A 14,476-nucleotide genomic window follows, 5' to 3' on the forward strand; every position below is an offset into this window, starting at 1 on the left:
ATGGCTCTCATGGACTTCATCAAGAAACAGTTCATCGACATCATCCAGTGGACCGAAACCGGCGACGGCACCCTGGCCTGGCGCTTCCCGATGGCGGACATGGAGATCCAGTACGGCGCATCACTCACCGTGCGCGAGTCGCAGATGGCGGTGTTCGTCAACGAGGGCAAGATCGCCGATGTCTTTGGCCCGGGCATGTACAAGCTGACGACGCAGACCATCCCGGTGCTGACCTACCTGAAGAACTGGGACAAGCTGTTCGAGTCCCCGTTCAAGAGCGACGTGTACTTCTTCAGCACGCGCCAGCAGGTTGACCAGAAATGGGGTACACCGCAGCCCATCACCATTCGCGACAAAGATTTCGGAGCGGTGCGGCTTCGTGCTTTTGGCAACTACAGCTTCCGGGTGGCCGATCCCAAGCTGTTTCACACGGAGATTTCAGGCACCCGCGATATCTACAGTGTGGGCGAACTCGATGGGCAGCTGCGCGGCATGGTTCTGCAGCATCTCTCGGACGCGATTGCCTCCAGCGGCATTCCTTTCCTGGACCTGGCGGCCAACCAGATGGAGTTTGCCAAGGCCTTGTCGAACGAACTCTCGCCCGCATTCGCGGCCATCGGCCTCAAGCTCGAAGGCATGACGGTACAAAACGTCTCCTTGCCCGAGGAGTTGCAGAAAATCCTCGACCAGAAAATCGGCATGGGCATGGTCGGCAACGACATGGGCAAGTTCATGCAGTACCAGACAGCGCAGGCCATCCCCAAGTTTGCCGAAGGTGGCGGCTCGGGCGGCAGCGGTATTGCCGGTGACGCCATGGGACTGGGCGCAGGCGTGGCGCTGGGCCAGGTGCTGGCGCAAAACCTGCAAAAAGGCTTGCAGGGTGAGCCGGCCCAGGCAGCCCCGGCTGTGACGGCGGTCAAGCCTGATGACGTCATGGCTACGCTGGAGAAGCTCGGTGAGCTCAAGGCCAAGGGCATCCTCACGCAAGAGGAGTTCGACGCCAAGAAGGTCGAACTTCTCAAGAAACTGGTGTAAGCCATTGCCCGAACATGATTCCGTTCGGGCTGAGCTTGTCGAAGCCATGACATGCGCTGCGTGCAACACTTCGACAAGCTCGGTGTGAGCGGTTAAGAAGCCCCCAGCTTGGCCACCCTTTCCCAACGCGCTTACCGCGCGCCATGCCCCGGCTGCGGCGCGCCGGTGGAGTTCCGCAGTGCACAGTCCACGCATGCGGTGTGCGGCTATTGCCAGAGCACTGTGGTGCGCGACGGTGACACCTTGTCCCGCCTCGGCAAGATGGCCGAGGTGTTCAACGACTTCAGTCCGCTGCAATTAATGGCGTCGGGTACTTTTGACAACCGGCCCTTCACGCTTGTGGGGCGCCTGCAATACAAATACAGCAAAGGCACCTGGACCGAGTGGCATGCCCTCTTCAACGACGGCAGCACGGCTTTTCTCAGCGAGGACAACGGCGCCTACGTGTTCACCTTGCCCACTGTCTTGCAGCGCGAGGTTCCGACTGCGACGCAGTTCCGCGTTGGCGCAACCACCGCGATCCAGGGCAAGCCGTTCAGCGTGGCGTCCAACGAACAGGTATCGCTGCTGTCGGCACAGGGCGAGCTGCCTCATCTGCCGGCGCTGGGCGCCTCGTTTGCCATGGTGGAGTTGCGCAGCGCCGAAGGTGAGGTGTTGAGCATTGACTACGGCCCGGTTCTGGCTGGGGCCGTGCCGGCCTTGTCGCTGGGCCGCGCGGTGTTGCTCGACGAGCTCAAGCTCACGGGTCTGCGCGACGAGTCGGCCAAGGAAGAAAAAGGCCGGCAGTTCAGCTGCCCCAACTGCGGTACGCAAGTCCAGGTGAGTCTGGCCACCAGCAAAAGCATCAGCTGCCCATCGTGCAACAGCGTCATTGACCTTTCCCAGGGCTTGGGCGGGGAGCTTAAACACGCCATCCAGAACGAGCCGGTCAATCCGCTGATTGCGCTGGGTACCACCGGTCAGCTGCTGGGTGTTGTCTGGCAGGTGGTCGGTTTCCAGCACCGCATGGGGTATGAGCCCGACGACGCCGACGAACACTTTGGCTGGGACGAGTACCTGCTGTACAACCGCAAGCGCGGTTTCGCCTTTCTGGTCGACGCCACCGACGGCTGGAGCATGGTCAAACCCGTGACCGGTGCGCCCGTGTTGAACGGCAACGCCCAAAGCGCCCGCTACCTCAACACCACCTATCAGCGGCAAAGCAGCTACCACGCCGAAACCAGTTACGTGGCGGGCGAGTTTTATTGGCGTGTGGAGCGCGACGAAAAAACCTTCAACCGCGATTTTGCAAATGGCAAATCATTGCTGTCGCAGGAGGAAGCTTCGAGCGAAGTGACCTGGTCCAGCGGCACCAAGCTCGAAGGTGACGTGGTGGCCAAGGCCTTCAACCTGAGTGGCAAACAAGACCTGTTCAAACGATCGGATGCCCAGCCGCTGAGCAGCGCATCGGGCATGGGTTGCGGCACCATCATTGTGGTGATATTCCTGGTCCTGTTCTTCCTTTTTCTGATCAGCCGCTGTTCCCGCTGCGATTCGAATGTGGAAAACTGCTCCTCGTCAGGCACCCGTACGTCGAGCGGCTCCTACGGCGGCTTCTCCGGAGGCGGAGGGCACAAGTGACACATCTGTCGGCATCCTTGTTTTTTTCTGGAGAACACCATGGGACTTGAATGGCTTAAACCCGCCGCTTTCCTCGGCTCGATCTTGTTCGCGCTGATCGGCGTGCTCATCTTCTGGCTGTGCTTTGTCATCATCGACAAAGTCACGCCTTACGATCTCTGGCACGAGATTGTCGAGAAGCAGAACATGGCGCTTGCGATGATCGTGGCGGCCATGTGTCTGGGCATTTCCATCATCGTAGCCGCCGCCATCCACGGTTAGGGCTACTGCGCGAGCTGGGGACGTCGTTGGGCGGTGCTCGGAATCCTCACGTACCTGAAGTACGTTCCGGTTCCTCCGCTCCGTCCGCCTAGTCCGCAGCCCGCTCGCTACGCCCTACATATCGCTTTGTCTGCGCAAGAATCTCCATCCCCCCGCCCGCTCGAAGTAGCGCTGCTCGCCAGCGTCTTCGTCGTTGCGGCCTGCGGCCTGCTTTATGAGCTGGCGGCGGGGGCGATTGCGTCTTACCTGCTGGGCGACTCTGTTCTGCAGTTTTCCACCATCATCGGCACCTACCTCTTTGCTATGGGCGCCGGGTCCTGGCTGTCGCGATTTTTTGAACGCCAGCTGCCGGCTCATTTTTTACGCATAGAACTGCTGGTTGCCGTTATAGGTGGGGCATTACCAGCTATTCTTTTCATAGCAAATGCGTACGCGCCGGGGGCTTTCCGGTTTTTGCTTTATGCGCTGGTGCTGGCGGTCGGCACCCTGGTCGGGCTGGAGATTCCGTTGGTCATGCGTATCCTCAAGCGCAACGTGGCCCTGAAAGACCTGGTTTCGCAGGTGCTGACCTTCGACTACCTGGGCGCGCTGGCGGTGTCGCTGGCTTTTCCTCTGGTGCTGGTGCCGCAACTCGGCCTGGTGCGCACCGGCCTGCTGTTTGGCCTGATGAATGCTGCGGTGGCCGTGTGGGCGTTGTGGCTGTTTCGCCATGAGCTGCGGCAATGGCGCGCACATGCGGTGGCTTGCGGGCTCACATTGGGTGCGCTGGCCGCGGGCCTGGCAGGGGCCGACCAGATCACCACGCTGGCTGAAGACCATTTTTACCAGGACCGGATTGTTTTCACTGCGTCCACGCCCTACCAGCGCATCGTTGTGACCAACGGCAAAACCGGCCATCGCCTGTTCCTCAACGGCAACCTGCAGTTTGCCGAGCGCGACGAATACCGTTACCACGAAGCCCTGGTGCACCCGGCCATGAGCGCGCATGGCGCGCCCAAAAAAGTGGCGGTGCTCGGTGGCGGCGATGGCATGGCCGTGCGCGAGGTTCTCAAGTACGCCAGTGTTGAAAGCGTGACCCTGGTCGAGCTTGATCCGGCCATGACCACCTTGTTCTCCCAGCAGTCGGCCCTGACCCAGCTCAATGGCGGCACCCTGAAATCTCCCAAAGTGACCATCGTGAATACCGATGCCTTTCGCTGGCTCGAGCAAACTAGCGACACCTTCGACGTGGTGATTGTTGACTTCCCCGACCCCACCAACTTCTCGGTGGGCAAGCTCTACACCAACTCGTTTTACGCCCTGCTCGACAAGCGCCTGGCCGCCAGCGGTTATGCGGTGGTCCAGACCACTTCTCCCCTGGTGGCGCGCAAGAGTTTCTGGACCGTTGTCACCACGATTGAATCAGTGGGACTGACGGCAACCCCCTATCACGCCAACGTGCCAAGTTTTGGCGAGTGGGGTTTTGTGGCGGCTGGCCGCCGGCCCTTCAGGCTGGCCGGTGCGCTGCCGGCGGACATGAAATTCCTCAACCTGCAAACCCTGCCCGCATTGTTTGATTTTCCGCAGGACATGGCGCGTGTTCCTGCGGAGGTGAACCGCTTGTCTAACCAGGCGCTGGTGCACACCTACGAGCGGGAGTGGGGCAAGGTTTCGCATTGAACGGGTTGCCCGGATGAAACGCCGCCACTTCCTCGCAGCCTCCGCCTTGCCGCTGACAGGTTGCGCACCGGCACCCGACATCACCGGTGGATTTGTCGGCGTGCAGCACCAGCGCGGCCATGTGCTGCGCGGCAGCACCAGCTGGCCGTTGCCCGCCAGAACCCGGCGCACCCGGGTGCTGATAGCGGGCGGTGGCGTGGCGGGCCTGGCCGCCGCACGCGCATTGCGCCTGCGCGGCATGAACGACTTCACCTTGCTGGAACTCGAAGACACGGCAGGCGGCAACAGCCGCGGGGGACAGATCAACGGCATTGCCTGCCCCTTGGGCGCCCATTACCTGCCGGTGCCCGGCGACGATGCACCGCAGGTGCAGGATTTGCTGGAAGAGCTGGGCCTGCGCCGCCGCGTGGCGGGCCGCTGGACCTACGACGAACGGCATCTGTGCCACAGCCCGCAGGAGCGTCTGTTTTTTCAGGGCCAGTGGCAGGAGGGCCTGCTGCCGATGCAGGGCGCCGGTCCGGAGGCGCTTTTGGCCTACCAGCGTTTTGCCAAACTGATCGACAACTTCGTGCGTGCTGGCGGGTTCACCATTCCTGCATCAAAACTGCCTTTGGCCGACGAACAACGAGCGCTGGATGCTATTACTTTTGAAGCATGGCTGGGCCGCAACCAGTTGCTGGAACCGCACCTGCGCTGGTACTTGGACTACTGCTGCCGCGACGATTACGGCGCTGGCATCGGGACGGTATCGGCCTGGGCCGGCATTCATTACTTTGCCAGCCGCCACGGTTTCCAGCCCCCCGGTGAGGGTGACAACAAGGACGGCGAGCGCGCAGGTCACGAATCCGCCGTGCTGGCCTGGCCGCAGGGCAACGCCTGGTTGACGCAGCGACTGGCCGCGCCGTTGGGCGACCGGTTGCTCTCCGGCCGTGTGGTGGTCCGCGTGGCGGCGGGCAAGCATGGCGTCGAGCTTGATGCCTTTAACGTGGCCACCCAAAGCCTGGAGCGCTGGCAGGCCGATCAATGCATTCTGGCCCTGCCGTTGTTTCTTGCGGCGCGCGTGGTGGAAAACCCGCCGCCGGCCCTGCGCCAGGCGGCAGCGCAGCTGCGGTACGCGCCCTGGCTGGTGGCCAATATTCATATCCAGGCAGCGCTGCATGACCGTCCTGGTGCAGCACCGAGCTGGGACAACGTGATTTATGGCGAGCAAGCCCAGGGCCTGGGCTATGTAGACGCCCTGCACCAGAGCCTGCAGCCGGTACCTGGTGCCACGGTGCTGACCTGGTACCGCGCCTTCGGGCTGGACCCGGCGCAGCGCCAGAACCTGTACCAGCAGCCTTGGGCGCACTGGCGTGACGCTGTGCTCAATGAGCTGTCTGTGCCGCACCCTGATTTACGCGACAAGGCCACACACATCGACGTCATGCGTTACGGCCATGCCATGAGTACCCCGGTACCCGGCATTCGCAGCAGTGCGGCGCTGGCCGCACTGCAGGCTGTGCAGCCTGCACCCTGGCGGCGCCTGCATTTTGCGCACAGCGACCTGGCAGGTTATTCGGTGTTTGAGGAAGCTTTTATCCAGGGCCATCAACGCGCCATGGCCCTGGCCTGATCACGCTGCGGGAACGGTCGCCGGGCTGCCCGCCTTTTGCCCGCGCCGCAGCGCATGCCGCTCCACATGTCCGGGCTGGAACAAGGCCACCAGCGTCTCCATCAGGGCCTCGGCCTTGGCGGAGTGGTCTGCCCCGAAGTTGCACACATACACATCCAGGGTGACGGCTCCCAATTCGGGCCAGGTATGCAGGCACAGGTGCGACTCGGCCAGCAAGACAGTGGCGGTGAAACCCGACGGGCCCGGTCCGGCGGCTGCAAACGAGTGGAAAAGTCGGGCGACCGGCTGCAGGCCGGCTGCATGGACAGCTTGCAGGCATTGCTCGCCCACCCGTTCCGCGTCGACCAGCCAGAAAGCTTCGCAGCGGCAGTCATGAAGATCGGCGGTGAGGTGCAGTCCGTGCATAAGCAGGCATTAAAACACCGGGCTGGCGCCAATCCGGCGACTTTCCACCAAACCCGGGGGAAACCCGTAGCCCCGGTAAAATAGCGGATTAAGCCTTTTATCCCCCACCCCCCGACTTCCCTGAACTTCCCGGAGCTTTGCCAGATGGCCACTACAGAATTAATGGCAAATGCCATACGCGCGCTCGCAATGGACGCCGTGCAACAGGCCAACTCCGGCCACCCCGGCGCACCCATGGGCATGGCCGACATGTCTGTTGCCCTCTGGGGCCAGCACCTCAAGTACAGCCCGCACAACCCGCAGTGGTTCAACCGCGACCGCTTTGTGCTGTCCAACGGCCACGGCTCCATGCTGATTTATGCGCTGCTGCACCTGACCGGCTACCCACTGCCCATCAATGAACTGAAAAACTTCCGCCAGCTGCACAGCAAGACGCCGGGCCACCCCGAGTTCGGCTACACCGCCGGCGTGGAAACCACCACCGGCCCGCTGGGCCAAGGCATCAGCAATGCCGTCGGCATGGCGCTGGCTGAAAAGCTGCTGGCGGCCGAATTCAACCAGGCCGACCATAGCATCGTTGACCACCACACCTATGTTTTCATGGGTGACGGTTGCCTGATGGAAGGCATCAGCCACGAAGCCTGTGCACTGGCCGGCGCCTGGAAGCTCAACAAGTTGGTCGCGCTGTACGACGACAACGGCATTTCCATCGACGGCCAGGTCGCACCCTGGTTCATCGACAACACCGCGCTGCGTTTTGCGGCCTACGGCTGGAACGTCATCGGACCGATCGACGGCCACAATGTTGACGCTGTCTCGCGCGCGCTGGCTGACGCCAAAAACAGCGCCGACAAGCCTACGCTGATCATTTGCAAAACCCACATCGGCAAAGGCTCACCCAATCGCGCCAACACGGCCAAGGCCCATGGCGAGCCGCTGGGCGCCGAAGAAATCAAACTCACCCGCGAAGCGCTGGGCTGGACACACGCCCCCTTCGAGCTGCCCAAGGAAGCCTACGAAGCCTGGGATGCCAAAGCCAAGGGCCTGGCGCTCGAAGCCGCCTGGGACGCGAAATTCACCGCCTACAAAGTGGCGCACCCTGAACTGGCGGCAGAATTCACGCGCCGCATGAAGGGCGAGCTGCCCAGGGCCTTCTCGCAGATCGCGGTGGACACCGTCGTCGGCGCCCACACCAAATATGAAACCGTTGCCTCGCGCAAGGCCTCGCAGCTGGCGCTTGAAGCCTTCACTGCCGGCCTGCCTGAAATGCTGGGCGGCTCGGCCGACCTGACCGGCTCCAACCTGACCAACACCAAGAGCACACCCGCGCTGCGTTTTGACCTGGCCGGCAATGTGGTGATGACCGAGACAGCCGAAGGTGGCAAGGTCATCGGCCGCCACATCAATTACGGTGTGCGTGAGTTCGGCATGGCCGCCATCATGAACGGCATTGCGCTGCATGGCGGCTACATTCCTTACGGCGGCACCTTTCTGACCTTCAGCGACTACAGCCGCAACGCTATCCGCTTGGCTGCACTGATGAAGATCCGCGTGGTGCACGTGTTCACGCACGACTCCATCGGCCTGGGCGAAGACGGCCCGACGCACCAGTCGATCGAACACGCCGCCAGCCTGCGCCTGATTCCCAACCTCGACGTCTGGCGTCCGGGCGACACCGCCGAAACCGCGGTGGCCTGGGCTGTGGCCTTGCAGAACAAAAACAAGCCGACGGCCCTGCTGCTGAGCCGCCAGAACCTGCCTTACGCCCCCAAGAACGACCTCAGCGAAATCAGCAAGGGTGCGTATGTGCTGGCCGAGCCCGCTGAAGTGGGCCTGAACAAGAAAGCCCAGGCCGTCATCATTGCCACAGGCTCCGAAGTGCAGCTCGCGCTGAAGGCGCAGGAGCTGCTTGCCGCCAGAAAAATCGCGGTGCGCGTCGTCTCCATGCCGAGCAACACCACGTTTGACAAACAAAGCGCAGCCTACAAGACCAGCGTGCTGCCGGCCGGCATCCCCCGCATCGCGGTGGAGATGGGCGTTACCGATGGCTGGTGGAAATATGGCTGCGCGGCGGTGGTCGGCATCGACACCTACGGCGAATCGGCGCCGGCCCCGGTGCTGTTCAAGCATTTCGGCTTCACGCCCGAAAACGTGGCAGACACCGTGCGCAAGGTGCTGTCCAAAAAATAAGCACCGTGGCCCACAGGCGCATGGTGATCCCCGTTTTTAACTTCCAGGAGCAAAGCAGATGACGATCAAACTAGGTATCAACGGCTTCGGCCGCATCGGCCGCAACGTGTTGCGCGCCGCCGTGCAGAACTTCAGCGACATTGAAATCGTCGGCATCAACGACCTGCTCGAGCCTGACTACCTGAAGTACATGCTGCAGTACGACTCGGTGCATGGCCGCTTCAAGGGCGACGTATCGGTTGAAGGCAACACCCTCATCGTCAACGGCAAGAAAATTCGCCTGACCCAGGAGCGTGACCCTGCCAACCTGAAGTGGAACGAGATCGGCGCCGACATCGTGCTCGAGGCCACCGGCCTCTTCCTCGACAAGGCCTCCGGTGAGAAGCATCTGGCCGCCGGTGCCAAAAAGGTCATCTTCTCGGCCCCGTCTAAAGACGATACCCCGATGTTTGTCTATGGCGTCAACGACAAGACCTACAAAGGCCAGAACATCATCTCCAACGCCAGCTGCACCACCAACTGCCTGGCGCCCGTCGCCAAGGTGCTCAATGACAAGTGGGGCATCAAGCGTGGCCTGATGACCACTGTGCATGCCGCCACTGCCACCCAAAAAACCGTGGACGGTCCGAGTAATAAGGACTGGCGCGGCGGCCGTGGCATCCTGGAAAACATCATTCCTTCGAGCACCGGCGCGGCCAAGGCTGTCGGCGTGGTGATTCCCGAGCTGAACAAAAAGCTCACCGGCATGTCTTTCCGCGTGCCCACTTCCGATGTGTCGGTGGTTGACCTGACCTGCGAGCTGAATAAGGAAGCCACGCTGAAAGAAATCTGCGCCGAAATGAAAGCACAGAGCGAAGGCGCTCTCAAAGGCATCCTCGGCTACACCGAAGACAAAGTGGTCGCCACCGACTTCCGCGGCGAGACCTGCACCAGCGTGTTTGACGCTGACGCCAGCATCGCGCTGGACGGAACCTTCATCAAGGTGGTGGCCTGGTACGACAACGAGTGGGGCTACTCGAACAAGTGCCTGGAAATGGTCCGCGTGGTGGCGAAGTAATTCACTTCGGCATCGCCAATGAGAAAGCGCCTCCGGGCGCTTTTTTTTTCTCGGCGCAATGCTTCAGCCGCCCCATCATCTGGAAAGATTAATGTCATGCCCCTGACGTTCAAAAAGCTCAACGAGCAAGTGGTGAGTGTTCATCTGGACAGTGACGAGCTGGTGGGTCAACTCAAACTGATTGGTGGCGTGTGGAAGTTCAAGGCTATTGGCTACGCCGCAGACGGTCATATGGTGCCCGGCGGTGGCCTGCTGACGAACCACCACAACATGACCTTCACCGCGCAGGATGCGGCGGTGATCAACGCAGGCTTGATGCCTGTCTGAGTAGCCGGTTAACCCGGTCAGCCCGGTAGGGTCTGGCCGGGCCGTTCATCGTCCCAGGCCATCGCGCTCATCTTCCAGCCCTCGGGCGTTTTGACGAACTGCGTCGAGATCATGCCTCGCGCCTCGAATGCCTCGCCCTTCATCGTGCCGGCCTTGCCGTAAGCACTGTAGCGATGGGCAATATTGCCGAAGATTTGCGTGGTTTCCGACAGCTCCCACTCCCTGAAGCGCGTCAGCGCACCGCCGTCCACCAGGGCCTGCCGCGGCGCGATGAATTCGTGCACGCTGGAGATCTCAGGCGCGGCCCCCGTGTTCTTGATCAGGAGGCCTGCGTCGATGAAGAGCGCAGGGATGTCGCCGTAAGGCGGCGCGCTGCCCGGCTCAAACGAGACAGCGCGAAAAAACGCAAGCGCCAGCGCATCCAGTTCGTTTTTGACCGCTTGGCGGTTGGGCTCCTGGCTCATGGCGTCTCCTTGTGTAGGCGGGAGTGTAGGCGTCTGCTGCCGCGCCCCATAGGCGGCGTTTGCGAAACCCGATATCGCCTGGGGGTACCGCGGGGAGACTGACCGGTAATGCCGGATTTATGCGAAAAGTGCCCTGGAGCACTGAAAAGCAAGCGCAAACAGCTATCAAAAATATAACAATGTGCGCTTGCTGGGCGTCAGCCGCCCGCCGGCCGCTCCTCGCGCCCGCCGGGGTGCACCGCAAACCGTGCCGGGTCGCGCCCGTGCACCGGCGCGTCGCTGTCAAACGACCAGCCGCCGAATTGCGTGCGCTGGTAGTCGGCCATGGTCTGTGCAATCTCGGCCTGGGTGTTCATCACGAAGGGGCCGTACTGCACCACCGGCTCTGCAATGGGCTTGCCCTGGAGCAACAGGAACTCGGCCACTTCGCTGCCATTGACCAGCTCAATTGCCATGTCGGCGCGCACTTCGATGGCTGCAGGGCTGCGCACATTCTGGCCGCCAATGCTGACCGACTGGCCCTTGAAAAAATACAGATTGCGCCGCGAGCCCTTGCCGGCGGCCGGCAGCGTCCAGCGGGCGTCGGGCTCCATGCGCAGGGTCCAGATCGCCACGTCGGCATCAGCCTGGGCGGCCCACGAGTCGGGCGGCGGCGCCAGCGGCGTGCCGGCGTCCTGCAGGCTGCCGGCAATCACGGCAACTTCTGTCGTGCGCCCGTCGCTGTCCCTGGCTAGCAGGCGCGGAATGTCCTGCGACCAGAACATCGTGAAGTGTGGCTTGCTCATCTTGCTGCGCGCAGGCAGGTTCAGCCAGATCTGGAACAGCTCCAGCGGGTTGTCGTTCTTTTCGTCAAGCAGGGGAAACATTTCTGCATGCACGATGCCCTTGCCAGCCGTTAGCCACTGCACGTCGCCTCGGCCGAAGCGCGCAGTGGCGCCCAGTGAATCCGAGTGGTCGATCAGGCCCTTGCGCACAATCGTGACGGTCTCGAACCCGCGGTGCGGGTGCGGCGGAAAGCCCGGCACCTTTTCACCGTGGTACATGCTCCAGCCATCCTTGCGGCTGAAGTCCTGGCCGATGGCGCGACCCGCCAGTGAGGCAGCAGGTCCCATGTCGGCATTGCCTTTGGGGTAAGCGTCGTCGTGGTACGCGCAGAACAAAAAGGGGTCGATGGTTTCCCACGGGAAACCAAGGGGCTTGATCTGGAGAACAGGGCTGGCGGCGGTGCTGGCAGACATGACGGGGCCTTTCTGGCGTGAGACTTTGAAAGAACACATATAAGGTTACCCCGTGTTCTTTCAAGCTGCACGCCAGCACCATCCAGGGTGCTCATTTCGGCCTTTTTGCAAGCAAAATATGCCGCTAGCCCATATTAATCGTGCGCCAACAGCTACTAAATAGATAGCAACTGCGGAAGGGCTGCAGCACGCGGGGTGCCGCGCTTTCTTCAGACCTTCAGCTTCCACCCCGTGCGGAAGATCCACCACACGGCGCCCAGGCACAGTGCCAGGAAGCACAGAATGGCCGCCACGCTGATACCCACGTTGACGTCGGCCACGCCGTAAAAACTCCAGCGGAAGCCGCTGATCAGGTAGACCACCGGGTTGAACAAGGCGATTTTTTGCCACAGCGGCGGCAGCATGTTGATGGAGTAAAACGCCCCGCCCAGAAAGGTCAGCGGTGTCACCACCATCAAGGGCACGACTTGCAGCTTCTGGAAATTGTCTGCCCACAGCCCGATGATGAAACCGAACAGGCTGAAGGTCAGTGCGGTCAGCAGCAAAAAGCACAACATCCAGAATGGGTGCGCAATCTCATAAGGCACAAACAGCCGCGCCGTCGCCAGAATCAGCAGGCCCAGCAAAACAGACTTGCTTGCCGCCGCGCCCACATAACCCATGACCACTTCCATGGACGACACAGGCGCCGACAGCAACTCGTAAATTGTTCCCGACCATTTCGGCATGTAGATGCCAAAGGCGGCGTTGGAAATGCTTTCATTGAGCAGCGACAGCATGACGAGGCCGGGGATGATGAAGGCGCCGTAACCAATGCCGTCAATGTCGCCCATGCGCGAGCCGATGGCTGCGCCGAACACCACGAAGTACAGCGAGGTCGAAATCACCGGCGAGGCGATGGACTGCATCAGCGTGCGGAAGGTGCGCGCCATTTCAAAGCGGTAGATAGCGCGGATGGCGTGCCAGTTCATGCGACCTCCTTCGTGGCAGCAGGTGTGGTGGCGGGTTTGTCGGCATGCACCAGGCTCACAAAAATGTCTTCCAGCGAACTCTCGCTCGAATGCAGGTCCTTGAAGTCAATGTGAAGTTCTGCCAGCAGTTTGAGCAGCGCTGCAATGCCGGTTTCCTCGGTCTGCGTGTCAAAGGTATAGACCAGCGCGTGGCCTTCCTCGGCCAGCTCCAGCGGCAGCCCTGCCAGTGCATCCGGAATGCTTTGCAGCGGCGCCTGCAGCTGCAGCGTCAATTGCTTCTTGCCCAGCTTGCGCATCAGCACCGCCTTGTCCTCCACCAGAATCAGCTCCCCCTTGCTGATTACGCCGATGCGGTCGGCCATCTCTTCAGCTTCTTCGATGTAGTGCGTGGTCAGAATGATGGTGACGCCGCTGCTGCGCAGCTTGCGCACCATCTGCCACATGTCGCGCCGTAACTCCACGTCCACGCCGGCCGTGGGTTCGTCGAGGAAAAGAATGGTCGGTTCGTGCGAGAGGGCTTTGGCAATCAGCACCCGGCGCTTCATGCCGCCTGACAGCGCCATGATCTTGCTGTCTTTCTTGTCCCACAGCGACAGGTCGCGCAGCACCTTTTCAATGTGCGCGGGGTTAGGCGGCTTGCCGAACAGGCCACGGCTGAAACTCACGGTGGCCCAGACGGTCTCAAAAGCATCGGTCGACAGCTCCTGTGGCACCAGTCCGATCTTGGCGCGGGCGGCCCGGTAGTCGTGCACGATGTCATGGCCGTCAGCCGTCACGCTGCCCGAGCTCGGCTTGACGATGCCGCAGACGATGCTGATCAGCGTGGTCTTGCCGGCGCCGTTGGGGCCGAGCAGGGCGAAAATTTCACCGCGCTGAATGGTCAGGTCAACCGACTTCAATGCGTGAAAGCCTGAAGCGTAGGTCTTGCTGAGTTGCTTGATTGAAATGATGGGTTGCACGCGGCGTCCTGAAGTGAAGGTGGTGCCGGAACAGGCCCGGCTGATTCTATCGAGTGCTGACAAAAATGGTTGAGTGGGGTTTTCAAGCCAGTCTGTCGGTGTCCCATGCGTTCCGACCCGCCGATTAGGGACAGGCAGTGGTGTGGCCGTCCTACAGCTGACGAGGTGCGGCACGGTTAAGTTCAGTGTTCGTCCTTTGCACCTGCCCAGAAATAATTTTGGAAGTTCATGGCCGAGGCAGAAAAACTGCCCGCGTATTTCACGCGCATGTTTCGCTCAACTCCTAAGGACTCCCCATGAAATATTCCATCCTGCTCGCCGCATTGGTCGCTACCCTCGGTCTGACTGCCTGCGAACGTACCGTTGTCACACCCACCCCCGCAGTGGTGACAGTGCCTGGTCCTGCCGGCCCCACCGGTGCGACCGGATCGACCGGCTCCACGGGTTCAACTGGTTCGACCGGTTCCACCGGCGCCACGGGTTCCAGCGGCGGTGCAACCGGCGCGACTGGCGCCACCGGTGCCACTGGCGCTACAGGCGCAACGGGTGACAAGGGCACCACGGGCGACACCGTGATCGTGGTCCCGCAAAAGTAAGCTTGCGGCCCATCGCAGTGCACTGCACTGCCAGAAAAAGGCTCCCGCCCCAACAGGCAGGAGCCTTTTTTGCGAACACTCC

Annotated in this window: 14 protein-coding genes; 9 read left to right on the forward strand and 5 right to left on the reverse strand. The window is 61.6% G+C overall.

The features are described from left to right. The 5 genes from B0B52_RS18625 to B0B52_RS18645 all read left to right on the forward strand — a co-directional run bounded on the left by B0B52_RS18625 (window position 1) and on the right by B0B52_RS18645 (window position 6,187). A complete protein-coding gene (locus B0B52_RS18625; protein WP_077595169.1) occupies window positions 1-1,035 on the forward strand; it encodes an SPFH domain-containing protein in 1,035 nt (344 codons plus the stop codon). Between the two features lie 108 nt (window positions 1,036-1,143). Beyond that, window positions 1,144-2,655 (forward strand): DUF4178 domain-containing protein, encoded by a 1,512-nt coding sequence (locus B0B52_RS18630; protein ID WP_077595170.1) that lies wholly within the window; start codon window positions 1,144-1,146, stop codon window positions 2,653-2,655. 39 nt (window positions 2,656-2,694) lie between these two features. After that, window positions 2,695-2,916, forward strand: coding sequence for a DUF350 domain-containing protein (locus B0B52_RS18635; RefSeq protein WP_077595171.1), 222 nt, complete (start codon window positions 2,695-2,697; stop codon window positions 2,914-2,916). 120 nt (window positions 2,917-3,036) lie between these two features. Next, window positions 3,037-4,575: a polyamine aminopropyltransferase gene (locus B0B52_RS18640; protein ID WP_077595237.1), complete on the forward strand. Its 1,539-nt coding sequence runs from the start codon at window positions 3,037-3,039 to the stop codon at window positions 4,573-4,575. A gap of 13 nt (window positions 4,576-4,588) precedes the next feature. Then, window positions 4,589-6,187, forward strand: coding sequence for an FAD-dependent oxidoreductase (locus B0B52_RS18645; protein ID WP_077595172.1), 1,599 nt, complete (start codon window positions 4,589-4,591; stop codon window positions 6,185-6,187). Here B0B52_RS18645 and speD read toward each other — a convergent pair whose 3' ends face one another. After that, window positions 6,188-6,592, reverse strand: a complete 405-nt coding sequence (gene speD / locus B0B52_RS18650) for an adenosylmethionine decarboxylase (RefSeq protein ID WP_077595173.1) — start codon at window positions 6,590-6,592, stop codon at window positions 6,188-6,190. 144 nt (window positions 6,593-6,736) lie between these two features. On the opposite strand from speD, the gene tkt reads away from it, so the two are divergent. The 3 genes from tkt (at window position 6,737) to B0B52_RS18665 (ending at window position 10,166) form a co-directional block, all read left to right on the forward strand. Continuing rightward, window positions 6,737-8,782, forward strand: a complete 2,046-nt coding sequence (gene tkt, locus B0B52_RS18655) for a transketolase (protein ID WP_077595174.1) — start codon at window positions 6,737-6,739, stop codon at window positions 8,780-8,782. 58 nt (window positions 8,783-8,840) lie between these two features. After that, the gene (gene gap / locus B0B52_RS18660; RefSeq protein WP_077595175.1) at window positions 8,841-9,839 is read left to right on the forward strand and encodes a type I glyceraldehyde-3-phosphate dehydrogenase; all 999 of its coding nucleotides are present in this window, start codon (window positions 8,841-8,843) and stop codon (window positions 9,837-9,839) included. 96 nt (window positions 9,840-9,935) lie between these two features. After that, window positions 9,936-10,166: a hypothetical protein gene (locus tag B0B52_RS18665; RefSeq protein ID WP_077595176.1), complete on the forward strand. Its 231-nt coding sequence runs from the start codon at window positions 9,936-9,938 to the stop codon at window positions 10,164-10,166. A gap of 17 nt (window positions 10,167-10,183) precedes the next feature. On the opposite strand, the gene B0B52_RS18670 is transcribed toward B0B52_RS18665, so the two are convergent. The 4 genes from B0B52_RS18670 to B0B52_RS18685 all read right to left on the reverse strand — a co-directional run bounded on the left by B0B52_RS18670 (window position 10,184) and on the right by B0B52_RS18685 (window position 13,798). After that, window positions 10,184-10,630: a hypothetical protein gene (locus B0B52_RS18670; RefSeq protein WP_077595177.1), complete on the reverse strand. Its 447-nt coding sequence runs from the start codon at window positions 10,628-10,630 to the stop codon at window positions 10,184-10,186. 197 nt (window positions 10,631-10,827) lie between these two features. Next, a complete protein-coding gene (locus B0B52_RS18675; protein WP_077595238.1) occupies window positions 10,828-11,868 on the reverse strand; it encodes a pirin family protein in 1,041 nt (346 codons plus the stop codon). A 209-nt stretch (window positions 11,869-12,077) separates the two neighbouring features. Continuing rightward, a complete protein-coding gene (locus B0B52_RS18680; protein ID WP_077595178.1) occupies window positions 12,078-12,839 on the reverse strand; it encodes an ABC transporter permease in 762 nt (253 codons plus the stop codon). Beyond that, complete coding sequence (locus B0B52_RS18685; RefSeq protein WP_077595179.1) at window positions 12,836-13,798, reverse strand: ABC transporter ATP-binding protein; 963 nt, start codon at window positions 13,796-13,798, stop codon at window positions 12,836-12,838. Before B0B52_RS18685 ends, B0B52_RS18680 begins: the two co-directional genes overlap by 4 nt. A 296-nt stretch (window positions 13,799-14,094) precedes the next feature. Here B0B52_RS18685 and B0B52_RS18690 point away from each other — a divergent pair, with 296 nt between their 5' ends. Further along, complete coding sequence (locus B0B52_RS18690; RefSeq protein WP_077595180.1) at window positions 14,095-14,394, forward strand: hypothetical protein; 300 nt, start codon at window positions 14,095-14,097, stop codon at window positions 14,392-14,394. The last annotated feature ends 82 nt before the right edge of the window (window positions 14,395-14,476 follow it).

The sequence above is a fragment of the Polaromonas sp. A23 genome (assembly GCF_002001015.1).
Classification (GTDB): Bacteria; Pseudomonadota; Gammaproteobacteria; order Burkholderiales; family Burkholderiaceae_C; genus Polaromonas.